Origin of the sequence: Pseudomonas gingeri, assembly GCF_013385635.1 — a bacterium.
GTDB lineage: Bacteria > Pseudomonadota > Gammaproteobacteria > Pseudomonadales > Pseudomonadaceae > Aquipseudomonas > Aquipseudomonas gingeri_A.
Window position 1 is genome coordinate 141058 of record NZ_JACAPR010000002.1, and the last position, 25373, is coordinate 166430.

At 59.7% G+C, this 25373-nt stretch carries 20 protein-coding genes and 2 pseudogenes; 15 read left to right on the forward strand and 7 right to left on the reverse strand.

Going from position 1 to position 25373, the window contains the following annotated elements; translation table 11 throughout:
• Positions 1-87 precede the first annotated feature (87 nt).
• Positions 88-2553: a UvrD-helicase domain-containing protein gene (locus HX851_RS02045; RefSeq protein WP_177064787.1), complete on the forward strand. Its 2466-nt coding sequence runs from the start codon at positions 88-90 to the stop codon at positions 2551-2553.
• 51 nt (positions 2554-2604) lie between these two features.
• Here HX851_RS02045 and HX851_RS02050 read toward each other — a convergent pair whose 3' ends face one another.
• A complete protein-coding gene (locus HX851_RS02050) occupies positions 2605-2895 on the reverse strand; it encodes a DUF1652 domain-containing protein (protein ID WP_177057053.1) in 291 nt (96 codons plus the stop codon).
• Positions 2896-3067: 172 nt separating this feature from the next.
• Here HX851_RS02050 and HX851_RS02055 point away from each other — a divergent pair, with 172 nt between their 5' ends.
• From HX851_RS02055 to HX851_RS45385, 6 genes and pseudogenes are all read left to right on the forward strand, one after another.
• The gene (locus HX851_RS02055; RefSeq protein WP_177064789.1) at positions 3068-3886 is read left to right on the forward strand and encodes a helix-turn-helix domain-containing protein; all 819 of its coding nucleotides are present in this window, start codon (positions 3068-3070) and stop codon (positions 3884-3886) included.
• Between the two features lie 49 nt (positions 3887-3935).
• Positions 3936-5342: an NAD(P)/FAD-dependent oxidoreductase gene (locus HX851_RS02060; RefSeq protein ID WP_177057051.1), complete on the forward strand. Its 1407-nt coding sequence runs from the start codon at positions 3936-3938 to the stop codon at positions 5340-5342.
• Between the two features lie 43 nt (positions 5343-5385).
• Complete coding sequence (locus HX851_RS02065) at positions 5386-5727, forward strand: cupin domain-containing protein (protein ID WP_177064791.1); 342 nt, start codon at positions 5386-5388, stop codon at positions 5725-5727.
• A gap of 50 nt (positions 5728-5777) precedes the next feature.
• Entirely contained in the window at positions 5778-6857 is a 1080-nt protein-coding gene (locus tag HX851_RS02070) for a polyamine ABC transporter substrate-binding protein (protein ID WP_177057049.1), read from the forward strand.
• 389 nt (positions 6858-7246) lie between these two features.
• Positions 7247-7951, forward strand: a pseudogene (locus HX851_RS45380) (MCP four helix bundle domain-containing protein); the annotation flags it as partial.
• A gap of 306 nt (positions 7952-8257) precedes the next feature.
• Positions 8258-8857: pseudogene (locus HX851_RS45385) on the forward strand (methyl-accepting chemotaxis protein); the annotation flags it as partial.
• A gap of 141 nt (positions 8858-8998) precedes the next feature.
• Here HX851_RS45385 and HX851_RS02080 read toward each other — a convergent pair.
• The 6 genes from HX851_RS02080 to HX851_RS02105 form a co-directional block, all read right to left on the reverse strand.
• Positions 8999-9928, reverse strand: a complete 930-nt coding sequence (locus HX851_RS02080; protein WP_177064795.1) for an alpha/beta hydrolase — start codon at positions 9926-9928, stop codon at positions 8999-9001.
• A 546-nt stretch (positions 9929-10474) separates the two neighbouring features.
• Complete coding sequence (locus HX851_RS02085; RefSeq protein ID WP_177064797.1) at positions 10475-11416, reverse strand: choline ABC transporter substrate-binding protein; 942 nt, start codon at positions 11414-11416, stop codon at positions 10475-10477.
• Between the two features lie 152 nt (positions 11417-11568).
• Entirely contained in the window at positions 11569-12180 is a 612-nt protein-coding gene (locus HX851_RS02090; protein ID WP_177057045.1) for a LysE family translocator, read from the reverse strand.
• Positions 12181-12231: 51 nt separating this feature from the next.
• Positions 12232-13080, reverse strand: a complete 849-nt coding sequence (locus HX851_RS02095) for an AraC family transcriptional regulator (protein ID WP_177064799.1) — start codon at positions 13078-13080, stop codon at positions 12232-12234.
• A gap of 124 nt (positions 13081-13204) precedes the next feature.
• Positions 13205-14299 (reverse strand): terpene synthase family protein, encoded by a 1095-nt coding sequence (locus tag HX851_RS02100; protein ID WP_177064801.1) that lies wholly within the window; start codon positions 14297-14299, stop codon positions 13205-13207.
• 3 nt (positions 14300-14302) lie between these two features.
• Complete coding sequence (locus tag HX851_RS02105) at positions 14303-15295, reverse strand: SAM-dependent methyltransferase (protein WP_177064802.1); 993 nt, start codon at positions 15293-15295, stop codon at positions 14303-14305.
• Positions 15296-15390: 95 nt separating this feature from the next.
• Between HX851_RS02105 and HX851_RS02110 the strand changes: the two genes are divergently transcribed.
• From HX851_RS02110 to HX851_RS02145, 8 genes are all read left to right on the forward strand, one after another.
• Positions 15391-15537 carry a hypothetical protein gene (locus HX851_RS02110; protein ID WP_177064803.1) on the forward strand — a complete coding sequence of 49 codons (147 nt, stop codon included), beginning with the start codon at positions 15391-15393 and terminating at the stop codon, positions 15535-15537.
• A 485-nt stretch (positions 15538-16022) separates the two neighbouring features.
• Positions 16023-17444 (forward strand): serralysin family metalloprotease, encoded by a 1422-nt coding sequence (locus HX851_RS02115; protein ID WP_177064804.1) that lies wholly within the window; start codon positions 16023-16025, stop codon positions 17442-17444.
• Between the two features lie 458 nt (positions 17445-17902).
• Positions 17903-19351, forward strand: a complete 1449-nt coding sequence (locus tag HX851_RS02120) for a serralysin family metalloprotease (protein WP_177064805.1) — start codon at positions 17903-17905, stop codon at positions 19349-19351.
• 174 nt (positions 19352-19525) lie between these two features.
• Entirely contained in the window at positions 19526-19834 is a 309-nt protein-coding gene (locus tag HX851_RS02125) for an AprI/Inh family metalloprotease inhibitor (RefSeq protein ID WP_177057038.1), read from the forward strand.
• A 205-nt stretch (positions 19835-20039) separates the two neighbouring features.
• Positions 20040-20585 carry a M10 family metallopeptidase C-terminal domain-containing protein gene (locus tag HX851_RS02130; protein WP_256262735.1) on the forward strand — a complete coding sequence of 182 codons (546 nt, stop codon included), beginning with the start codon at positions 20040-20042 and terminating at the stop codon, positions 20583-20585.
• 216 nt (positions 20586-20801) lie between these two features.
• Positions 20802-22577 (forward strand): type I secretion system permease/ATPase, encoded by a 1776-nt coding sequence (locus HX851_RS02135; RefSeq protein WP_177064807.1) that lies wholly within the window; start codon positions 20802-20804, stop codon positions 22575-22577.
• Positions 22574-23902: an HlyD family type I secretion periplasmic adaptor subunit gene (locus HX851_RS02140; protein WP_177064809.1), complete on the forward strand. Its 1329-nt coding sequence runs from the start codon at positions 22574-22576 to the stop codon at positions 23900-23902. The genes HX851_RS02135 and HX851_RS02140 overlap by 4 nt, the downstream gene beginning before the upstream one ends.
• A 1-nt stretch (position 23903) precedes the next feature.
• Entirely contained in the window at positions 23904-25259 is a 1356-nt protein-coding gene (locus tag HX851_RS02145; protein WP_177064810.1) for a TolC family outer membrane protein, read from the forward strand.
• The last annotated feature ends 114 nt before the right edge of the window (positions 25260-25373 follow it).

The following is a 25373-nucleotide window of genomic DNA, read 5'->3' on the forward strand; positions in this document are numbered from 1 at the left end:
CTGATAGACAAGCAATTGACTAGAACTCCAGGCGTAATGGAGCGACCATAGGCCTCCCGTCCGGACAGCCTCAGACCTGGAGTCAGCGTGTCGTCATACACCCCCGAACCGCCCGCCGAACTTTCCTCCCTGGCCCAGTTGCCGCTGCTCAAGCGCCTGATGGCCCGCCTGCTGGGCAGTGGCCTGAGCCGGCTGCGGGCGCAGCACGTGGCGTCCTGGTTGCAGGGGCAGGCGGATGGCTTCCGTAGCGGCCACAGTGCCGGCGTGGAATACGGTTACCAGGAAGGGCGCGCCGACGGTCTGGAAGAGGGGCGGCAGGTGTTGCTGATCCGCGATACGCGTCCTGCGGAACACCGCGCGCCCGGGGTCGACGGCAACCTGTTCGACGACTGGCGCTTGCCGCTGGGGGCTGAGCTGAAGAGGCTCATCAAGGCGGACGTTGCCCGCCTGTTGCCGGCCCATGCGCAGCCGAGCACGGCGCAATGGAAGATGATCTTCAGCGACACGCCGTCAACTTCGGTGATCGCCGGGGCCGGCGCGGGGAAATCCACGTCACTGGTCCTGCGTATTCTCCTGCTGACCCACTACCTGGGCTTCGAACTCGACTCGCTGACCGTGGTGACCTTTACCCGCGAATCGCGCAAGGATTTCATTGCCAAGCTGATCGAGGTCTTCGCGTTATGGGGGCGTACGCTCAGTCCCAAAGACGCGAGGGACGTGGTGCGCACCTTTCATTCGCGGATCCTGCCGATGGTCCGCAGCCTGCCGGGTTTTGCCCAGTTGCAGGCGTTCGAGAACCTCAGTGCGCGCACGCTGTTCGAGGACGAGGGTGCCGACAGCAATCCCTTCGACCTGCGGATCAATGACGCCCAGCGCCAGCAGCTCAATGCCTGCTATCACCGGCTGTACCGCGACGAGCCGCGCTTGCGTGAAGTCCTGGTGCCGCTGTACAAACATGCGCTGCAACTCAAGGAACTGGAGCAGGATCACCCGGATGTGCAGAAACGCATGGCGGTTACCGAGCTCGCGTCCAGGCGCGACGAGGAACTGTGCGATACCGTCGAGGACCTGTGGTTCCGCGCCGGCGCCTGGCCGATCGAAGGGATCGAGCCGAACCGCGAGACAGTCGATATCAACGGCTCGCGCTTTCATTGCCATGGCTATATCCCGGAGCTGGATGCCTGGGTGGTCCTGGGTTTCGACCCGCGCGAAAGCCCGCAGATCACGCGGCCGGGCTCACGCCTGACGGTGCGTGCGGAATGGGCGGTAAAGCGCACTCTGTTTCAAGCTTTTTGTCGTAAGCCATTGATATGGCTTGATAACTATGAGTCGGCAAAACGTGTTTTGTCCTCCCTGGGTGGTGATGCCACGGCCGGTCCCGGTTTCGATTACAAGGTCAAGGGCGAGCTGGCTTCGGCGCCTCTGCTTGACTGTTTTGTCATGGCCGCCGGATTTATCGAGAACCTCGGCCTGGACGTCAATGTCGCCGTGGGCCAGATGAGTTTTGCCCAGGATGATCCGGACCGGTTCTTCTTCGAGGCCCTGAGTCTGTACTGGAAGGCCCTGGAGGCGCATTTGCTCGCACAATCGCCGCCGATCATGACCTATAACCGGATGTTCTCGCTGTTCGGTGAGAACAACCCGGAAAACCAGGCGTTGCTCAGCGACGAACTGTTGCGGCCGCTGTCGCACCTGATGATCGACGAGTTCCAGGATGTTTCGCCGCAGATCGTCTCCTGGCTGCGGGCCAGCCTGCGGGAAATTCGTCGGCGTGGCCCGGCCCTGCATGTCGGGCACGGAGCCCGGCATTCTTCGTTGTTGTGCGTGGGCGATGACTGGCAGTCGATCTATGGCTGGCGGGGCAGTTCACCCAAGTACTTCATGGAGTTCGGCAAGGAGTTTCCGTCGCCGGCGACTACCCGGGTAATGCTCAGCGACAACTATCGCAGCCACCAGCACATTATCGATGCGGCCGAGCATATCGTGCGGGCAGCTCCGGCCATCGCCGGGAAAAAGGCCAAGGCTGCGGGAGGGATGAAGGAAGTGCTGCCCGTGAATATCCTGGATCGAGACGACGCCGCGTTGGGCCAGCGCCTGGCAGAACACTATCAGAAGGGCGATAGTATCTTGATGTTGTTTCGAAAAAGTAGCGATAAATTATTGATTGAAGAGCATATTCAGTCGATAGTTAATGTGGATTCTAGCTTGCCGTTCGAGCAGCGCCGGCTCAAGCAGTTGACCTATCACAGCTCGAAGGGGTTACAGGCCGATGCGGTATTCCTGCTCGGTGATTGCCTGCACCTGACTCGCTCACCCTACAAGAACCAGGTCTACCGGATGGCGGGACTGGGCAAGGATGGCGATGCCGAACCCTACGACAGCGCGCAGAAGGATGAGATCCTGCGCCTGGCCTACGTCGGGATCACCCGGGCGGTAAAACATTGCTATTGGTATCTGGATGGGCAGGATACCCAGGCGGCGAATGCGCCCAAGGCGTCCGATCGGGTTGCCGGGGACAAGGCGTTTTTTGCCGATTTGCGCGCCAAGGCATAAACCACTACCGGGAGATGGCCATACCTTGTGGGGATGGCCATCCCTATGGAGTCAGGCCAGGGCCTTCAGGCTTTGCGGTGGCTCGAAGGATTCGAGTTCGGCCTCGATCGCCTCGATGATGCGCTCCACATCAGCGGCATTCATCACCGTGGCGCAGGGTATCCCGGCAATGGCGATCAGGGTTTCGCTGCTGGCCCGGTCGAACAGCCGGGCGATCATGCTGCCCGGCGCATCCATGGTGGCTTCGAAACCCAAGGGGTGAAAATGCCAGCGCATCAATTGGCAGGCATTGGGGAAGGTGACCTTGCTGAAGATTTTGCTCATGGTGCCCACCTGTTTCATTGAGCGCTTCCTTTTGCTCGCGGGTAGGAACGGAAGGACCTCTTGGTCCGACCTGGCCGAGTGCTAAAAATAGCACTCGTTCGCAATGGGCAGGAGAGTTTTTTCAGGCCGTTCGGCGATTGTTTTCGTGTAATTTGATCTGTGTCATAACTCACCTGCATTTGAGCGTTCCATGTCCGACGACGATGACGGCCCGGCCCAGACCCAGACCACCGGCGACACTGTCCTGCGTTACCACCTGTGCTGGAAACACCGCGACCTGGATGGGGTCATGGCACTGTATCACCCGCAGATCCAGTACCACGACTTCTTCCAGAACCGCGTCATGGGGCTGTCCGAATTACGTGAGTATGTCCGGGGCAGCATGCCGAGGGAGTCGGATGAGGCCTTGGTACACAGTGATCGTATCCGCCTGGATGGCAACACCGCTTTCATTCAATACAAGATGACCCTGCGCGGTGGCCGGGGCCTGGTGTCGTTCCGCTCCAGCGAAGCCATCACTGTGCGCGACGGTCTGATCTGGCGGGTCAACGAATACGCCTCGCTGGTCCATGAACAACCGGTTGCCGGTGAAAATACCCGTGCTGCGCGTCCTGCGGTGAGCCGGCTGGGCCTGTCGCCACGGCAACTGAGCTTCATGGCCGACGATCTGCAACAGTACTTCGAGCGCCAGCAACCCTACCTCGATCCGGAACTGGACCTGCAGCGGGTGGCGAAGGAGTGCGGCTACAGTCGCAATCAGATTTCCTATCTGCTCAACCGGGTGCTCGGCCAGAGTTTCTACCGCTATGTGAACCAGGCGCGACTGCAGCACCTGCTCGCGGCCCTGGACAAGGCCGAGCAACCGGCACGTATCGACGAACTGGCGTTTGCCGCCGGGTTCAATTCGCTGTCGGCGTTCTACAAGTGTTTTCGCGAGCACACCGGCCTGTCGCCGAAAGCCTACGGCAGGCAAATTTCTCTGCGTGCACGCGCGCAAGACACTCCCTGACCGGCGGTACTAGGATCACCACCATCTGTTACAGGTTGTGGAGTCTGCAATGCCGGTGTGGCGAAATATCAGTTTATGGATGGATCAGCTCGATGAGCCGCTGACACCGCGGGCCAGCCTGGAGCAGGACCTGGATGTCGACGTAGCGATTGTCGGCGCTGGTTACACAGGGCTGTGGACCGCCTATTACCTCAAGCGCCAGGCGCCCGAACTGAAGGTGGTGATCGTCGAGGCGCAGACCGCCGGCTTTGGTGCCTCCGGGCGCAACGGTGGCTGGGTGATGGGCAATCTGCTGGGGGAAGACCGGCTGCTCGCCGGCTTGTCACCGGAACAGCGCCGGGCATCCTTCGACCTGTTGCACAGTATCCCTGACGATGTGAAGAGCGTCCTCGATCAGGAAGCCATCGACTGCGATTATCGCAAGGGCGGGGTGCTCTACTGCGCCGCGCGTTATCCCGAGCAGGAGTACAGCCTGCGCGCCTACCTGGACAAGCTGCGCAAGCAGGGCCTCGACGAGTCCGACTATGCCTGGCTGAGCCCCGAGCAACTGGCCCGGCAGATTCGTATTGCGCGCCCTTATGGCGGCATCTTCGCGCCGCATATCGCTACTGTACAGCCGGCCAAATTGGTACGCGGGCTGGCCCGGGCGGTGGAACGCCTCGGCGTGCCGATCTACGAAAACAGCCCGGTGACCGATTGGCGCTCCGGTGGCCTGCGCACGGCCAGGGCCCAGGTTCGCAGCCACTGGGTGGTGCCGGCGGTCGAAGGCTACTCGGTGACCCTGCCGCCCCTGGGGCGTTATCAATTGCCGGTGCAGAGCCTGTTGGTGGCCACCGAGCCGTTGTCGGCGGCGACCTGGGACGAAATCGGCCTGAGTCAGGGTCAGGCCTTCAGCGAAAGCAGTCGCCAGGTCACCTACGGCCAGCGTTCCGCCGATAACCGCCTGGTATTCGGCGCCCGTGGCGGTTATCGCTTCGCCGGCCAGCTGCGACATGACTTCAACCTGACCGAGCAGGAAATCGAACTGCGTCGCTATCTGTTCGGCGAGCTGTTCCCGCAACTGAAGAAAGTCCGAATTACCCACGCCTGGGGCGGCAACCTGGGCATGTCGCGGCGTTTCCAGCCGCACATGCTCTGCGACCGTGCCAACGGTATTGCCCTGGCCGGCGGTTACGGCGGTGAAGGGGTCGGTGCCAGCCACCTCGGCGGGCGCACCCTGGCCGACCTGATTCTGCAGCAGGATACCCAGCGGGTCCGGCAACCCTGGGTGATCCAGCAGGGCGGGCTGGCCGCGCTGAAGGCCTGGGAGCCCGAACCCTGCCGCTGGCTGGGCTACAACGCGATCATCCGCAGCTTTGTCCATGAAGACCAGACCCTGGCCAACCCCAACACCCCGCCGTGGCGCCGCAAGCTGGCCAGCGGCGTGGCCGGGTTCATGGAAGGTTTCATGAAATAACCGGCGCGGCTGCGCCGGGTCATCCACCCGCAGGACTGATCCCATGAGCATTACGCAATTCAAGAATACCGCCACGGCCACCCTCGAAGTCTCGAACCCGGTCGCGGTGCCCCTCAGCGAACACGTTTCCGTGGCTTCGGTGACCTGTGTCGAGCGCACCGACGGCGTCGAGACCGGGATCTGGGAGTGCACCCCGGGGCGCTGGCGGCGGCAGATCGTCGCTCAGGAGTTCTGCCACTTTATCCAGGGCCGCTGCACCTTCACCTCGGACAGCGGTGAAACCCTGCACATAGAAGCCGGCGATGCACTGATGTTGCCGGCAAACAGCACCGGAATCTGGGACATCCAGGAAACCGTGCGCAAGACCTACGTCCTGATTTTCTGATCCTTGATCACTTGAGCCTGCCAACAACAACCAAATACAGGAATCGACTGATGATCCGCATGTCCATTGCTCCCTTGATGCTGGTGGCGTCCCTCGCCCAGGCGGGCGAAACCGTCAAGATCTACAACTGGTCGGACTATATCGCCCCGGATACCACCAAGAACTTCCAGACTGAAACCGGGATTGGTTTCAGCTACGACGTCTATGACAGCAACGAGACCCTGGACGGCAAGTTGATGACCGGCAAATCGGGTTATGACGTGGTGTTTCCTTCCAACCACTTCATGGCCCGGCAGATCCAGGGCGGCGCGCTGAAGAAACTCGACAAGAGCCAGTTGCCGAACTGGAAGAACCTCAACCCGGCCTTGCTCAAGGCGCTGCAGGTCAATGACCCGGGCAACGAACATGGCTTTCCTTACCTGTGGGGCAGTACCGGCATCGGCTACAACATCGACAAGGTCAAGGCGGTGCTGGGGGACAATGCACCGGTGGATTCCTGGGACCTGATCTTCAAGCCCGAGAACATGAAGAAGTTGCAGAAGTGTGGGGTGGCGATTCTCGACAATGGTCCCGAGTTGCTGCCGGCGGCACTTAATTACCTGGGCCTGCCACACCACAGCAAGAACCCGGCGGACTACAAGAAGGCCGAGGATCTTTTGATGAAAGTGCGACCCTACGTGGCGTACTTCCATTCATCCAAATACACCTCGGACCTGGCCAATGGCGATATTTGCGTCGCCGTGGGTTTCTCCGGCGATATCCTGCAGGCCGCCAGTCGCGCCACGGAAGCCAAGAACGGCGTGAATATCGGTTATTCGATTCCGAAGGAGGGCGCAGCCATCTGGTTCGACATGGTCGCGATGCCCGCCGATGCGCCGGATGAGAAAGCCGGTTATGCCTTCATGAACTACCTGCTGCGTCCGGAGGTAATGGCCGGTATCAGCAATTATGTGAAGTACGCCAATGGCAACTCGGCGGCGGATGGCCTGGTGGACCCGGTGCTCAAGGCCGATACCAAGGTGTATCCGAGCCCGGAGATGATGGGCAAGCTGTTTGCGCTGGAGGCCATGCCGTTGAACATCGACCGGATCCGTACCCGGCTGTGGAACAAGATCAAGACCGGCGAGTAATTATCGCGTTATTCGGGGTAGTTGCCTAAAAAGGCGGGAGCGGATTGGATCCGCTCCCGTTTTTTTATCTGCAGCGCACTTATTGGATCCATAATAGAGTTTGAAGTGTTATAGAGTTACACTGCTGAAACGTTTGACTAGTATTAAATAGCCATCTTTTTGGCGTCACAGATATAGCTTCTCAACTGCTTGTAATTATTTAAAATATTTTTGCCTCTCGCCCTGAATAAAACATAAAGTCCTGCCGATATCGATAATAAGCCCGCGAGTTTTTACAGACGTGGCGTTAACCGTCGGGCGGAGCATCGTCTTGTTCCCACCTGGTGGACAGATGGCATGGACGCTAAGCCCCCAATGTTCAGAGAGAGCCTCCCATGTCCCTACGTAATATGAATATCGCCCCTCGAGCCTTTCTCGGTTTTGCGTTTATCGCACTGCTGGTGGTGGTGTTGGGGGTGTTTGCACAAACGCGCATGACGGTGATCCGCCAGGCATCGGTCGATATGAACACCAACCAGTTGCCGAGTGTCGGCTATCTGAGCAATGTGATCGAAGGTGTCCTGCGCTTGCGCATCCTGTCGTTTCGCGTGCTGATCAATCGCGAGCCTGCGGCCTTGCAGGAGGCGGACGCGCGTATCGCCTTCCTGACGGACAAGATCCGCAAGGACCAGAAGAGTTATGCCGATTTGCCTTCCGCGGGTGAGGAGTTGGCCAAGTACAAGGAGTTTTCGGCAACTCTCGATACCTATCTCCGCGACCAGGGCCAGATGATCGAGCTGTCGCGACAGAACAAGCTCGATGACCTGCGCAGCCTGATCAATAACCAGATCAAGGCCGGCACCGACCTGATGGGTGTGCAACTCAATCAACTGATGGACATCAACAAGGCCGGTGCCAAGGTGTCGTCGGAGCAGGCCGGGCAGGAATATGACAGTGCCAGCCTGGGCATTATCAGTGTATCGGTCGTTGCGGCGCTGATGACCGTGTTGCTCGCCTGGCTGCTGACCCGCAGTATCGTCACGCCTTTGAACAAGGCGCTGGCCGCGGCCGAGACCATTGCCGGCGGCAACCTGACCAAGCCGATCGAGGTCGATGGCAAGGACGAGCCTGCGCGTTTGCTCACGGCGTTGTCGGCCATGCAGGGCAACCTGCGCAAGACCATCGAACAGATTTCCGGATCGGCCACCCAGCTTGCTTCCGCGGCGGAAGAACTCAGCGCGGTGACTGAAGAGGCCTCGCGCGGCTTGCAGCAACAGAACAACGAAATCGAACAGGCGGCCACCGCGGTCAACGAGATGACCAGTGCTGTCGAAGAAGTAGCGCGTAATGCGGTCTCGACTTCCGAGGCGTCCCAGCAATCCAACCTGGCGGCACGCGAGGGTCGCGACCGGGTAGTGGAAACCGTCGGTGCGATCCAGGCCATGACCCAGGACGTGCAGAACACCTCGGTGCTGATCGAAGGTCTGGCGACCCAGGGTCGGGATATCGGCCAGGTACTGGACGTGATTCGGGCGATTGCCGAGCAGACCAATCTGCTGGCGCTCAACGCCGCCATCGAAGCGGCCCGTGCCGGCGAGGCCGGTCGTGGTTTTGCCGTGGTGGCCGACGAAGTGCGGGCACTGGCCCATCGTACCCAGCAGTCGACCCGGGAAATCGAACAGATGGTGGCCGGGATCCAGAACGGTACGGGCGAAGCGGTGCAGTCGATGCAGCAGAGCAACCAGCGTACCCAGACCACCCTTGAAATGGCCCGTGCCGCCGGTGTCGCCCTGGAGCAGATCACTCACTCGATCAACCTGATCAACGAGCGCAACCTGGTGATCGCCAGCGCTTCGGAAGAGCAGGCGCAGGTCTCGCGGGAAGTTGACCGTAACCTGGTGAATATCCGTGACCTGGCAACCCAGTCGGCCGCCGGAGCCAACCAGACCAGTGCCGCCAGTCATGAGCTGTCACGCCTGGCGGTGGACCTGAATGCGATGGTGGCACGCTTCGTTATCTGATCCCGAGGATCGTCCCACTTGAAGTGGGAACCCCTCTTTGTGGGAGCTGGCTTGCCAGCGATGAGGCTTGTGAGAACGCTAAAAGCTTCGGGGGCAAGCCCCCCTCCCACACAAGCTCCGCTCCTACGGCGGCATTATCTGCTACAGGCTCAGATAGCGCCGCAACTGCGCCAGCAGCTTCTCGTACAGCAGATCCACTTCCTGCGCCATTCCCCGTGCCCGCAGGCAGCCGTGGACCAGTCCCAGGCCCATATGCAGGCTGGCGGTGCCGCCGGCCTGCTTCAAGCGCTCGAAATAGCACACCCCGTCATCCCGCAGCGGATCGTATTGCGCCACGGCGATAAAGGCTGGAGCCAGCCCGTGGAAATCGGTGGCTTGCAAGGGCATGGCATAGGCCGAGGGTTTGCCCGGACCCGGCAGGTAAAGCGTGTGGTAGCAATGCACATCGCTGGCGCTGAGCAACGGTGCATCGGCGCATTCGCTGCGTGAAGGCAGGCCTTCATCGCCACCCAGCCCTGGATAGATCAGGGCCTGTACCACCGGCTGCGGTTCCCCGGCATCGCGCAAGGCCAGGCATACGGCGGCAGCGAGGTTGCCGCCGGCGCTGTCACCGGCAATCGCCAGGCGTTGCGGGTCCAGTTGCCAATCCTTGGCGTCGTTGCGCAAGCTGCGCCAGACCGCCAGGCAATCATCGAAGGCGGCGGGAAAGGGGTGTTCCGGTGCCAGCCGGTAGTCGACGGCGATCACCACGGCGTTCAGCAACGACGCCAGTTCGGCGGTGATGAAATCATGGGAGTCGAGATCGCCCACCACCCAGCCGCCACCGTGCAGATAGACCACACAAGGCCAGCCGTCTGGCGGACGAGGGGAGGTGGGTCGGTACTGGCGCACGGGCACCCCGGCGATCCGTTGCTCGCTGACCGCGATGCCGGCCGGGCGTGGAGGGGTAAAGGCCTTGCACATCTCGCTGTAGCCGATGCGCAGGCCCTGGATGCTGCTGTCCGGGCAACCGAAGCCGAGGGTCTTGTCGACAAAGGCACTCAGTTCGGGAGAAAGAGGGTAGTTGCTCATTGGGGTTCCATGGTTACAGGACGCGAAGCCTGTAGGAGTGCGGTTCATGCAGGAGCGGGCTGGCCCGCGAAGCTCCAGCAACCTCAAGGTCCTCTTCGCGGGCGAGCCCGCTCCCACAATGTCCGTGTTGGGTTGCTATCTTGCGCTCAGCCAACCGGCCCTGTGGGAGCTGGCTTGCCAGCGAAGAGGCCATCATGGGCACTGCAAGTCTCAAGGTCCTCTTCGCGGGCGAGCCCGCTCCCACAATGTCCCTGTCGGGCTGCCATCTTGTGTTCAGCCAAGTGCCCCTGTGGGAGCTGGCTTGCCAGCGAAGAGGCCATCATGGGCGCTGCAAGTCTCAAGGTCCTCTTCGCGGGCGAGCCCGCTCCCACAATGTCCGTGCCGGGTTGTAATCCTGTGCTCAGCCAACCGGCCCTGTGGGAGCTGGCTTGCCAGCGAAGAGGCCATCATGGGCGCTGCAAGTCTCAAGGTCCTCTTCGCGGGCGAGCCCGCTCCCACAATGTCAGCTCCCACACAAGCCCGCTCTCACAAGCTCTGCACTGATCTTTACTTCAAGCTGGCCTGCACGGTCGCCACGCCATCCTTGCCGTCGATGCTGGTGACACCGGCCAGCCAGCGCTGCAGATCCTCGGGGTGATCACGCAACCATTTCTTCGCCACGTCCTGGGGTGTCTGGCGCTCCATGATCGGCACCATCAACTGGCTTTCCTGGGCGGCGGTGAAGGTCAGGTTTTCCAGCAGCCTGTTCACGTTCGGGCAACGCTCGGCGTAGTCCGGGGCGGTGACGGTGGAGACTGTCGCGGCGCCTTCGTTGGGACCATAGACATCTTCGCTGCCGGTCAGGTAGGCGATCTTCATGTTGATGTTCATCGGGTGCGGCGTCCAGCCGACGAAGACCACGAACTCCTTGCGATTGACCGCCCGCTGTACCGCCGCGAGCATCCCGGCTTCACCGGACTCGACCAGCTTGAAGCCCTTGAGGCCGAAGTGGTCGGTGTCGATCATGGTCTTGATGGTGGTGTTGGCGCCGCTGCCCGGTTCGATCCCGTAGAGGGTGCCCTTGAGCTGGTCCTTGAACTTGGCGATATCGGCAAAGGTCTTCAGCCCGGCGTCGGCGACGTACTGCGGAACGGCCAGGGTCGCCTGGGCGTCGGCCAGACTCGGCTTGGCCATGACCTTGACCTGGTTGGCGGCCACGAACGGCTCGATATTCTTGTCCATCGCCGGCTTCCAGTAGCCGAGGAAGATATCCAGGCGCTTGTCGCGGATACCGGCAAAGATGATCTGCTGCACGGCGCTGGTCTGCTTGCTTTCATAACCCAGGCCGTTGAGCAGTACGTCAGCCATGCCACTGGTGGCGATGACGTCGGTCCAGTTGACGACACCCATGCGTACGCTCTTGCAGGAAGCGTCGTCGCTGGCGAATGCCGGGTTGCTCAGGAGTGCGGTACCGCAGAGGAACAGACAGCTGGTGAACTGTCTTTTCATGTTGAGGCTTTTCATTATGGAGAGGTCTCGCGGCAGGTCGTTTATTGTCGAGGCCGGTGTCTTCATGCACCGTTCGGCCACGTTACGCAGCCGGTCGCTGGCAAAAGCGCACCAGGGCGACCGGCTTTTGCACTGCAGCGACTCCCTCCACGTTATACCAATACGCTCAGCCATGCCGAAACCAGCAACAGCAACGCCATGCAGCGATTGAAGCGCTGCATCGCCAGGGGCGAGCGAAACAGCCGCGCCGAGCCGACCCCCAGCACGGCCCACAAGCCCATGCACGGCAGAGACACCAGGAAGAATGCCAGGGACAGCGACAACACGTGGGCCTGGCGTTCGGCACCGCTGCCGGCGAACACCCCAACCACCGCCAGGGCCATCATCCAGACCTTGGGGTTGATCAGTTGCAGACTGGCCGCACCCAGCAGTCCGAGGCGCTTTGCCGGGTCGGCATCGGGATCGATGGCGCTCGCCGTGGCACTGAAGATCTGCCAGGCCAGGTAGCTCAGCCAGACGATGCCCAGCCATTGCATGGCGAGTTGCACCAGGGGCATGCCGGTCAGTGACTGGCCGACCCCACTGCCCACCAGCAACACGATCAGTGCAGCCGCCGCGCAGGCGCCGAGAATGATCGGCAGCGCCGCGACCAGGCCATAGCGGGCGCTGTTGCTCAGCACGAGGATATTGGTCGGTCCCGGGGTGATGGAGGCGACAAAGGCAAACAGCAGGAAGGGCAGCAGACTCGGAAAGGTGGACAGCATGGGCAGGGGCTCCGCGTAGAGATCGATGGAACGATCTTCGCGACTGCTGCCTCAGGCGTCTGGAAGATTTGAGCAGCGCTTGCGATAGGCCGCCGGGGTCAGGCCATAGGCCCGCAGGAACCAGCGTCCGAGATGGCTCTGATCGGCGAAGCCGAGGGCCATGGCCACGGTCGCGGGTTGTTCGCCACGGGCCAGCATCTGCCGGGCCTTGGCCAGGCGCAGTTGCACCAGGTAGGCGTGGGGTGGCAGGCCATAGGCCGATTTGAAAGCGCGGGTCAGGCGAAAGCGGTCGACACCGCTCACCGCCGCGAGGTCGTCGAGGCTCAAGTCATGCTGCAGGTGGGCATGCAGGTATTCCCGGGCAAGTTGCGCCACCCGTGGCAGGCGTGGGTCTTCATGATAGCGGGTACGCCAGTGCAGATGGCGGGTGAGGGCGTCGAACAACTGATCCAGGGCGCTTTGCCGGACTATGCGCAGTTCCTGGCTGTGGATCGCCTGGAACGCGGTACTGGTCGCCAGGGCCAGGCGACTGTCACTGGTTGCCAGCGGGCTGGCAAAGGACAGTTGGCTGTTGGCCGGCGCTTCTTCGAACAGTGCGCCCAGCTCCCGTTCCAGCCAGTGCGGGTCGAGGTAGAGAGTGCGGTAGGTGAAGCCGCCTTCGGTGGGCGCATCGCCATCGTGGATCTCGCCGGGTTCGAGCAGGAACACGTTGCCCGGCACGCTGTGGTAGCGGGTGCGTTGGCAATTGAACTGCTGCACGCCCTGTTCGGTGACCCCCACCAGATAGCTGTCATGCCAATGGGCGTCGTAGGCGTGCCCCTTGAAATGGGCGCGGAGGGTTTCGATACCGGTGTCCTGATCCTGAGTCAGGTCGATCCAGTTGTCGGCGTTGCTGGACATGCTGTACCTGGGGCGTTGGGCATTGATGCAGGGTGACAGTTAGCGCCGGTTTGCAGGGGCAAGTCTAGAACATCCGTGCAATCGACCCAGATCCAGATCTGTCGACAGCGGGTGCCGCATTTCTTCAGTCTGGCCGGCGCTTGCCCGTATCGTTGGCCGCTATTTCCTGAAGCGTTGGAAAATCTCCAATCGGCACCTCTCCAGAGGTGAATCTCTCGCCTTGGAAATCTATGCCTTGATAGCGTGTGCTGAAGGTATGAAACTCGGCATTGCCACTGTGTAAGTGCTCCAACTCTGTCATGTAGGCGCAGACCTCATGGTTAGTTCCCAATTTGCTGCCAAGGACGTCATTTCTGGAATTGATCAGAGCGACTTCGTTTTCAAAAAAAAGGGATGCAAGCAGATTAATGGCTTGTTGGATCTCAAGTTTTTTGTCTCGCATCAAAATCCAAATCGCATTGAGAGAGTCTTTTGCCGGAATTTCCTTTCTAAAGGAAAAAAGATCGTTGGCCAGCGTTATTGAATCTATGGCGGCGATTCTGACTTTACGCAGGGAACTGCTGTTTTCCAGGTGTTCTGTCATGTCAACATCAATTGCATACTCGGTCAGTGTGGCTGTCCACTCGCCGAAGACATCAATGCGGCGTAATTCCATGTATCGATCATACGGAAGAACGTCGATATTGCGGACGATGGGTTTGGCGAGGCTGTTTATTTGGTTGCGAATTGCGTTTAAAAGGCGTTTTTGAACTTGTGGTCTTGAATTCAATGACTCTTTAATATATTCAAGGTTGTGGAATAGCATTCTTGCGATTGGGGTCGACGGAGGGGGGGAGATACCATCTAGAGCCGAAAAATAGGCTTTCCTAAGAGTCTCCAGCTTTTTATCATTTGATTGGGTTGAAGGGGTGGTAAACTCTTCGTCCATGAGGGTGGCTACATTCATCATTTGCTGGATCGAATAAATTCTGTCTTTTAAAGCGTGGGGGTAGCACAGGCCTCCCCATGCGGGAATCCGCTGAGCTATATAGGTGTTCGTGGCTTTTTGGCTCTTGAAAAAATCCATTATGTAGGGGCGGTCGTCAATGGCGAGGCGTTTCTCAATTAGATCGCTGTCTGGGTGAAGTTCTGGCTTGAGTGTCATTCCTGTCTCTGGAATATAGATCATTTCACCCTGTTTTGGCATGGAATCCAAGCTTTTCAAGTTTGATTTTGGCATTTGTCAGTGCTCTTTATGAGTTTGAATATTTTCATCGGTTTCCCGGCTGAAAGGTTTTTTTGCAATAATGCTGTAGGTGGAGACCTTGTTTTTGATCAACGCAACTGACCAGTTTTCCGCCAATATCCGCAACTCCTCTAAGGCTCCGCTGACGCCATGTGGGAAAAGCGCTTTGTTTTCGATGTTTTTTTTTGAATCCATAAGCCACCGGGCTACGTCGATATTTGAGGGCAGGACCCTCATGTCATGAGTGCTCAGGCCTGCTTGTTCAAGCACGTTGCGAAAGTACCCCGGTGATTTTCGGTGCTTGCAGGCCAGGCGATCGACATCGTCTGTGATGTCAGATTCATAGTGATGAGGTTCGGTGTTGTAAAGATTGTCTGATATTATAATCAGGCCGCCTTCGCGTAACTTTGGTTTTAGTTTGCCTATTACCGATTCATAGAGATCGTTCGGGAAGTGCGAGATGACTCCTCGAATAATCACCAGGTCATAGTAGTCCATGGGGTTTGGCAATAGGTCGATATCCTTGGCGTTGCACAGGTACAAATTTATGCGGTCGGAAAGACCTTGTTCAAAATGGAATTTTGCACAATAATCAAGTTGGCGTCGACTGACATTGACTCCATCCAGGCATTGACACTCGGGAAAACGTTCGGCCAGATATTTTAGTATGTATCCCCAGCCACAGCCGATATCCAGAATCCGATTCATGGGAGGGCGGTTCGGCTCTTCCAGTCCCGCCAGTTTCAACTGACGTTCAAAGTACCGAATACCTGACTCATCCAGGCTGATAGGTGGGGTCGAGCGAGGGTCATCGTAGATGCCAAACTGAAAGAGCATGTAGTCGCCGATGGCCTTGCGCCAATCCTCTGGATTATCGCCATAGGTGTAAACGACCTTTTCCTGATAGGAATCGATACTGCTGCCTTGAATGATTCGATAAGGCAGGAACGCTTCATCTTTGATGGCATCCTTCCCGATTTGTGTGTTCATTGCTCTTCCCCTTTTCAGCAGTTGTTATGCATACACCTATTCAGGTGCTTTAAACTTTCCAAGTGACTGGCCATCAGAAAGGGAGGCCCCGCGATATGAAAGATCGTCAAGGGATGAGAAATTTTATGTGGAGGCTGAAGGTGGATGTTACTTATAAGTCGTTGATGGGGCGACTTGCGGCAACCGGGCAGCGGCAGACGCCGGTATCTGCTGAAAACAAGCAGCAAGGTGGCTCGGTATAGCAACCCGTATCGAGGAATGAACAACCTATGCGTAAAACCTGCTCCGCAATCATCCTCATTCACCGGAATGAGGGCGACTTCCATAACCAGACTCCGTTGTGTCTTAGCTACCTGATGTTACTGCGGACCAGACGACGTAGGGAAATACAGACTATTCAAGATATACACTTTTTCACAGTAGACTGCTTTTACTTCTTCGCAAGACGAGATGATCGTTTTTCAGCACCATTCGTCGCTAACCATTCGGGCATGTCTGTGAGAGTTCATCCGGGATACTACTGCGCGGCGTTGGCGGCCGTGGGTAGCAAGGTTGCTATGATCTACCACGGATTCAATGACGGTATTGTCGCCTCGTCACGGTTCTTGCCGGCGGGCAGGGTGAGAGTGGTGTCGGGCGCTATTTAGAAGCTCGCGGATCCGTAGGATTGTTCAATGGGGTGTCGCAGGGAGCCTTTCCAGTTCCCGGACTCTTACATTGATAGGGTATGAAAGTGTCGAAAGCCAGCGAAGTCGTCAATCAGCATCTTCTTTCAACTGTTCGTGAGTTCAGCGCCAGGTCGGGGCGCGGTGAGGGGCAGGCAGTCAACGGCAAACCATCTTATTCAGTGGATCAAGCCGCGACAAATCTGTTGAACGGTTCAACGCCCTGGGCGGATACCGACGGGAACGGGAAAATAGAGTTGACCTACAGCTTTCCGAGCACATCGCAGCTGTTGTCCAACGATGATTATTATGAGCTGGGCCTCGCCGGGCTTCATGAGTTCAGTCCCATGCAAAAGACCCAGGCGGCGTTGGCCATGCAATCCTGGGCGGACGCCGCCAATATCTCGTTTTCCGCAGCGTCGCGGGGTGGCGATGGGCATATCACCTTTGGCGACTACAAGGTGGGCGACGGCGCGGCCCAGACCATTCGCCCGGGGGATGCATCGGGACTGGGCGGGCAGTCCTGGTACAGCACCGCTGACGGTTATGAGGACAATAAAAGTCCGGCACTGAACAACAACGGCCGTCAGACCCTGACCCACGAAATCGGCCATGCGCTGGGTTTGCCGCATCCCGGCAACTACAACGGCGCAGGCACGAGCTACACGCACAATGCCACCTATGCGCAGGACACCTTGGGTTACAGCGTGATGAGCTACTGGAGCGAAACCTCCAACAGCCAGGATTTCAGCCGGGATGGCACGGCTCACTATGCGTCTGCCCCGTTGATGGACGATATCGCGGCTATTCAGAAACTCTACGGTGCCAACTGGAGTACCCGTGCCGACGATACGACCTACGGCTTCAATTCCAATACGGGGCGTGACTTCCTGAGTGCGTCCCAGTCGTGGGATGCCTTGGTGTTCTGTGCCTGGGACGGCGGCGGCAACGACACCCTGGATTTCTCCGGCTTCAGCCAGAACCAGAAGATCAATTTGCACGCCGGCGCGTTCTCCGATGTGGGCGGCATGGTCGGGAATATCTCCATTGCCCAGGGCGTCACGCTGGAGAATGCCGTCGGCGGTTCGGGCAATGATCTGTTGATCGGCAACGAGACGGCGAATGAGCTGCGCGGCGGTGCCGGCAATGACATCCTGTATGGCGCAGGCGGTGCGGACAGGCTGTGGGGCGAGGCGGGCAACGACACCTTTGTGTTCATGGTCGCTGCCGACTCGGCGCCGGGTGCTGCCGACCGGATCATGGATTTTGTCAGTGGGGAGGACAAGATCGATCTCTCCGGTATCACTCGCGGCGCCGGGCTGAACATCGTCGATGCGTTCACCGGTGTCACCGGCGAAACGCTGTTGAGCTACACCCGGTCCAGCCACGAAAGCCGCCTTGCCATCGATATCGACGGCAATGGTGTCGCCGATTTCATGATCACGGCGGTAGGTCAGATCACCCAGGGCGATATCGTGGTCTGATAGCGTTGATCGTTCCCACGCTCCAGCGTGGGAATGCCTCGCTGGACGCTCCGCGTCCGCTCTGCAGGTGACGCGGTGCCGCTCCCGCACTGACGGGCGAAGTTGCCCTGGATGCACTAAGAACGAGCGGGCAGCAATAAAACTTAATGATCACGGATGACTGGTCAGTCATTTATTGATGCACTTCTCGTATGCGTTTTTCTGACTTGAATATTCTTGAAAGTCTGCTTGTTAGTGTCAGGTGAGTCTGTCGGAAAAAACTTTCAGGCGCATAAGCAATGTTTGCGGGATCTTTTCGAAATGCAGCACTTTGATATCAAAAAAAGCGCTGGACGATTGATTTCAAAATGTGTCAGTTTCTCGCTGCCTTCAAAAAGGGCGAGTGATAGGATGATCTCGCCAAGGGATTGTCGCTATCTGACAAAAACTGTTTCACTTGCAAACAAGGAAGTGTGTTTATGTCGAAAGTCAAAGCGAAAGCTATTGTTTCCTCGGAATCGGCACTGGCGGCCAACGGGACAAGTTCCGCCTTTAACCAGATCAATAGCTTCAGCCATCAATATGATCGTGGCGGCAACCTCACGGTCAATGGCAAACCCTCCTACTCCGTCGATCAGGCCGCCACGCAATTGTTGCGTGACGGTGCCGCCTGGCACGATCTGAACGGCAGCGGCAAGATCGAACTGACCTATACCTTCCTGACATCGCCGACCTCGAACTTCAGCGGTCTGGGAGTCACCGGGTTCAGCCAGTTCAGTGCGTTGCAGAAGTCACAGGCGGTCCTGGCCATGCAGTCCTGGGCGGACGTGGCCAATGTGACCTTCACCGAGGCAGCGAGGGGCGGCGATGGTCACATGACCTTCGGTAACTACAGCGGCGGGCAGGAGGGCGCGGCGGCATTCGCCTTCCTGCCGGGCACCGAACCTGGCTACGACGGCCAGTCCTGGTACCTGACCGGTAGCGGCTACAACGTCAACAAGACGCCGGGCCTGAACAACTACGGTCGCCAGACCCTGACCCACGAGATCGGCCATACCCTGGGCCTGTCCCATCCTGGCGACTACAACGCCGGCGAAGGCAATCCGACCTACAATGACGCCTCCTACGGGCAGGATACCCGCGGCTATAGCGTCATGAGCTACTGGAGTGAAAGCAACACCAGCCAGAACTTCAGCAAGGGTGGCGTCGAAGCCTATTCGTCCGGTCCGCTGATGGACGATATCGCGGCGATCCAGAAACTCTACGGCGCCAACTACAGCACCCGTGCCGGTGACACCACCTACGGTTTCAACGCCAATGCCGGTCGCGACTACCTGAGCGCCACCTCGTCTTCGGACAAGCTGGTGTTCTCGGTCTGGGACGGCGGCGGCAACGACACCCTGGATTTCTCCGGCTTCACCCAGAACCAGAAGATCAACCTGCACGCCGGCTCGTTCTCCGACGTGGGGGGCATGGTCGGCAATATCTCCATTGCCCAGGGCGTCACGGTGGAGAATGCCATCGGCGGTTCGGGCAACGACCTGCTGATCGGCAACGATGCCGCCAATGAACTGCGTGGCGGTGCCGGCAACGACATCCTCTACGGTGCGGGCGGCGCGGACAAGCTGTGGGGCGGGGCGGGCAACGATACCTTCGTGTTCGCCGCCGTTTCCGACTCGGCACCCAAGGCCGCCGACCGGATCATGGATTTTGTCAGCGGCCAGGACAAGATCGATCTGTCGGGGATCACCCACGGTGCGGCGTTGAACTTCGTCAATGCCTTCACCGGGCATGCCGGTGATGCCGTGCTGACCTATGCCTCGGGCACCAACCTGGGCAGCCTGGCGATCGACTTCTCCGGGCACGGCGTGGCCGATTTCCTGGTCACCACGGTGGGGCAGGCGGCAGTCACCGATATCGTGGTTTGATTCGGTGAAACGGGAGGCGGCGTCCGCGCTGCCTCTTCGCTTCGGGCAGGCCTGGGCAGCAAGGGGAAACGGATGAAGATCCGCAACAAGAGGCTGCTCCTCGGGCCTCGAAATCAAGGGATTGCCCGGGCGCGCTCATTGCTCGTGCTGTTGGTACTTACAGGAGATGCCGTCATGGCCAGTAGTTTGTTGTTACCCAGCCGCGAATCGCTCGCGGGCCAATGGCAGTTGTCCGTCAATGACGGTTCGGCGCAGATCTGTGTCCTGGAGCTTTGCGTCCAGGCGCCGACGCTGGCTGGCGACCTGCAATGCGCCGCCAGACTGCTTGGACAGCAACCTGGCAGTTGGGAACCGACGCCGGATGGGCTGTGGTTGTTCGATCAGGAGGGTAACGGCCTGGTGCATCTGAACCGACAGGGCACGCGCTACACGGCATCGGGCAAGCGGGGTGAACTGACGTTCAGCAGGGATGTCCGGGACTAGTCGGATCGCCATGGGAGTGGTCGTGGTGTCGACTTTTCCCCTTGGAGATCCGCCCGTTTCAGATGGCTTTTTCAAAAAATCGGCGTTTGATCGTCGGGTGAGCGTTATGTGCACGAATCTGCGGGCATGAGTCTGTCTAATGCCCGCCCTCGTTATCGAACAGTGAAGCGTTCGTGTACGTTTTCCCATGTTTCAAGGACTTAGTATGGCAACTCACCATCTCGACACATCAGGATTAATCCACGATCAGAGGGTCAACCTCTATGCCGGTCACGACAATCTTCACGGCGGTGAAGGAGACGATGTACTGGAAGGGGGCGCGGGCCACGACATCCTCATCGGTAAGGGGGGCGATGATCTCCTCAATGGTGGCACGGGCCACGACATCCTTATCGGCGGTGATGGGGAGGATTTTCTTGAAGGCGGTCGCGGTCACGATGTCCTCGAAGGCGGTGCCGGCCTCGACTGGTTGCTGGGTGGGGAGGGGCGCGACACTTTCGTGTACACGGACGTATCGGATTCGATGCCTGGCGACGCCGACTGGCTCGTCGATTTTTCCAGCGGCCAGGACACGATCGACCTGACCGGCATCACCGGCGGTTCCGGCTTGAACTTCGTCGAAAAATTCACCGGCCAGGCTGGCCAGGCGATATTGGGTTTTGACTTGGCGATCGATTTTTCCGGGAACGGCGTGGCCGATTTTCAGGTCATCACGTTGGGTCAGGCAGCGGTCACGGATATCGTGGCCTGAGTCGTCGACTCAGTAGGTTACTCCACTGACTTGAGTCGACATAGGCAAGTAGCGCGAAAACGCTACTTGCTTACCCTTGTTATTTCCGAAGGAGCGGTTTTGCCAAATAAGAATACTCTTCCAGATTTCAAGGATAACACTGTCAAACTCTTCGGCGATCTATCCGAAGGCATCAGGCATTACGAACACTCGGAATAAAAATATCAGGGAAGATAAATGAAATCGTTGAAGATGATTTCTGGTACACCCTTGCTTAGTGTACTCGGCGACTATAAAAGCACGTTGATCAGCGTTGGTTGTTTCACCGCCCTGATCAACTTGCTGATGCTGGTTCCTTCGATCTACATGCTCCAGGTCTATGACCGGGTGCTGACCTCGCAGAACGAAACCACCCTGGTGATGCTGACGCTGATGGTGGTCGGATTTTTCGCCTTTATCGGGCTGCTGGAAACGATCCGCAGTTTTATCGTGATCCGCATCGGCAGCGCCCTGGAGCGACGTTTCAACCTGCGGGTCTATCGAGCGGCATTCGAGCGCAACCTGTTTCGTGGCGAAGGCCACGCCGGCCAGGCGCTGGGCGACCTGACCCATATCCGTCAGTTTCTCACGGGACCGGCGTTGTTCGCGTTCTTCGATGCGCCCTGGTTTCCGATCTACCTGCTGGTGATCTTCCTGTTCAACCCCTGGCTCGGAGTCTTCGCCAGCGTTGGTGCATTGCTGCTGATCGCCTTGGCTTGCCTCAATGAGTCGCTGACAAAAAAGCCGCTGGGCGAAGCCAGCGGCTATTCGCAGAAATCCAGCCAACTGGCCACCAGCCACCTGCATAACGCCGAGACCATCCAGGCCATGGGTATGCTCGGTGCGTTGCGCAAACGCTGGTTCCAGATCCACTCGCGCTTTCTCGCCCGGCAGAACCAGGCCAGCGATACCGGGGCCATTGTCGCCTCGTTGAGCAAGTCCCTGCGCCTGTGCCTGCAATCGCTGGTGCTGGGCCTGGGCGCGTTGCTGGTGATCAAGGGCGATATGAGCGCCGGGATGATGATCGCCGGCTCGATCCTGATGGGCCGGGTATTGAGCCCGATCGATCAGTTGATCGCCGTATGGAAGCAGTGGAGTGCGGCCAAGCTGGCCTATCGGCGGCTTGACGACCTGCTTCGCGAGTTTCCCGAAAGCGCCTTGCCCATGAGCCTGCCCGAGCCCAGGGGGCAGGTGGCGTTCGAGCAGGTCAGTGCCGGTCCGCCGGGCAGGCGTGGCGCGACCTTGCATCAGGTGAGTTTCAAGCTGGAGGCGGGTGAAGTGCTCGGCGTCCTCGGTTCCTCTGGCTCCGGTAAGTCGACCCTGGTACGCGTGCTGGTGGGCGTCTGGCCGACCCTGGGCGGTGTGGTGCGCCTGGACGGCGCGGATATCCATCGCTGGGACCGTAGCGAACTCGGCCCGCACATCGGTTATCTGCCGCAGTCGATCGAACTGTTCAGTGGCACGGTTGCCGAGAATATCGCCCGTTTCAGCGACGCCGATCCGCAAAAAGTGGTTGCGGCAGCGGTCCAGGCCGGGGTGCATGAACTGATCCTGCGCCTGCCCCAGGGGTATGACACCGTGCTCGGCGACGATGGCAGCGGCCTGTCCGGTGGGCAGAAGCAACGGGTGGCATTGGCCCGGGCGCTGTATGGCGGACCGCGGCTGGTGGTTCTCGACGAGCCGAATTCCAACCTCGATGCCGTGGGCGAAGCGGCCCTGACCGCCGCCATCGCGCAACTGAAGGCCCAGGGCTGCAGTGTGATCCTGGTGACTCACCGTTCCACTGCGCTGGTCCAGGCGGACAAGCTGCTGGTGCTCAGCGAAGGGCGGATGCAGGCCTTCGGACCCGGCGCCGAGGTGCTCAAGGCGCTGTCGGCCACCGCCCAGGGCGCGACACCGCAGGCGGTCCCGCAACCGGCCGGGTTGACCCTGAGCCGACAATACAGCGCGCCGACACGGAGTAGCGGGGCATGAGTCAAGACAGCCTGATACAGCACGACGATACCCTTGAGCGTCCCGAACGTGACGCACGATTCTTTGCCCGTGCCGGCTGGTGGCTGGCGCTGCTGGGCGCCGGTGGTTTTTTTGCCTGGGCAGCCCTGGCGCCGCTGGACCAGGGCATCGCGGTGCAGGGTACCGTGGTGGTTTCCGGCAAGCGCAAGGCCGTGCAATCGCTAGGGGGCGGGGTGGTCGAGCGGATCCTGGTACGTGAAGGGCAGTTGGTGCACCAGGGGCAGCCGCTGTTTCGCCTCGACCAGACCCAGCGCTCGGCCGATGTCCAGTCCCTGCGGGCGCAGTACCGCATGGCCTGGGCCAGCCAGGCGCGCTGGCAAAGCGAGCGGGACAATTCGGCGCAGGTGCATTTCCCGGTGGAACTGAGCAGTGATCCCGACCCGCAACTGAGCCTGGTACTCGAAGGCCAGCGGCAGTTGTTCAGCAGCCGCCGCGAGGCCTTTGCCCGCGAGCAGGCAGGCATCCGCGCCGGGATCGAGGGCGCCAGCGCGCAACTGGCCGGCATGCGCCGGGCCCGCGCCGACATGAGCGCCCGTGCCGACTCCCTGCGTCGTCAGTTGGAGAACCTCAAACCCCTGGCGGACAACGGCTATATCCCCAGCAACCGGCTGATGGAATACGAGCGCCAGCTATCCCAGGTGCAACAGGACCTGGCGCAGAACACCGGCGAAAGCGGTCGGGTCGAGCAGGGGATCCTCGAGTCGCGACTCAAGCTGGCGCAGCACGCCGAGGAGTACCAGAAGGAGGTGCGCAGCCAGTTGGCCGATGCCCAGCTGAAAACCCTGACCCTGGAGCAGCAACTGACTTCCGCCCGTTTCGACCTGCAGCACAGCGAAATCAGCGCGCCGGCCGAAGGCATCGCGGTCAACCTCGGCGTGCATACCGAGGGCGCGGTGGTCCGGGCCGGCGAGACCTTGCTGGAAATCGTGCCGCAGGGCGAGCGCCTGGAAGTGGAGGGGCATCTGCCGGTGAACCTGGTGGACAAGGTGGGTAGCGCATTGCCGGTGGACATTCTCTTCACCGCCTTCAACCAGAACCGCACGCCGCGGGTCAGCGGAGCCGTCAGCCTGATCTCCGCCGACCAGTTGCTCGACGAGAAGACCGGGGCGCCGTACTACGTGCTGCGCAGTTCGGTCAGCGACCAGGCCCTGGAGAAACTCAACGGGCTGGTGATCAAGCCGGGCATGCCCGCCGAAATGTTCGTGCGTACCGGCGAGCGCTCGCTGCTCAACTATCTGTTCAAGCCCTTGCTGGACCGCGCGGGCTCTGCGTTGACCGAGGAATAGGATGTTCCGCTTGATGAAAAAACCGCTGTGCATGGCCGTGGCCTTGCTGTTGTCCATTTCCCTCGATTGCCAGGCCATGGGACCGTTCCAGGTCTATGAACAGGCGCTGCGCAACGATCCGGTGTTTCTCGGCGCGCTGAAGGAGCGCGATGCCGGCCAGGAGAACCGCGCCATCGGCCGCGCGGGCCTGCTGCCGAAGCTGTCCTACAACTATAATCAGGGGCGCAACGACTCCCGGGCGACCTACCTCAACGAACGCGGCAATAGCCATGAGGACCGTCGCTACACCAGTTCCGGTTCGACCCTGATGCTGCAACAGCCCCTGATCGACTACGAGGCCTACGCCAACTACCGCAAGGGTGTGGCCCAGGCCTTGTTTGCCGACGAGACCTTTCGCGGCAAGAGCCAGGAGTTGCTGGTGCGGGTGCTGACCTATTACACCCAGGCGTTGTTTGCCGAGGACCAGATCGAGATCGCCCGGGCCAAGAAGAAAGCCTTCGAGCAGCAGTTCCAGCAGAACGAGCATCTGTTTCGCCAGGGCGAGGGCACCCGCACCGATATCCTCGAGGCCGAGTCGCGGTACGAGCTGGCCACCGCCGAGGAAATCGAAGCGCGCGACGTCCAGGATGCGGCCCTGCGTGAGCTGGGTGCGCTGATCGGCGTGCCGGCGGTCAATGTGACCGAACTGTCGCCCTTGAGCCCGGTATTCCAGTCTTTCCCCCTGGAACCGGCGAATTTCGACAGCTGGCACGAACTGGCGTTGAGCAACAATCCGACCCTGGCGTCCCAGCGCCAGGCCCTGGAGGTGGCGCGCTACGAAGTCGAGCGCAATCGCGCCGGACACCTGCCCAAGGTCAACGCCTACGCCAGCGTGCGCAAGAGCGAGTCCGATAGCGGCAACACCTACAACCAGCGTTACGACACCAACACCATCGGCATCGAGGTGAACGTGCCGTTGTTTGCCGGCGGCGGGGTGTCGGCGTCGGTGCGCCAGGCCAGCGCCAACCTGGAGCAGGCCGAATACGAACTCGACGGCAAGACCCGCGAAACCCTGATCGATCTGCGCCGGCAGTACAGCGCCTGCCTGTCGGGAGTGAACAAGCTGCGGGCCTACCAGAAGGCCCTGACATCGGCCGAGGCGCTGGTGGTTTCCACCCGACAAAGCATCCTCGGCGGTGAGCGGGTCAACCTCGACGCGCTGAACGCCGAGCAGCAGCTCTACAGCACCCGCCGCGACCTGGCGCAGGCACGTTATGACTACCTGATGGCCTGGACCAAATTGCATTACTACGCCGGCACCTTGCGTGAAACCGATCTGGCCAGGGTCGATGAAGCTTTTGTGGGACGGGTTCCCTGATGAGCGATTTCGACAGGATTTTTCATGAGGTAAAGCATTGAATATGCACGCCGATTTTTAGCGGCCTCTGTGCTTTATTGGTTTGCCTTATGAAAAAGGATTTCATCATGCTGA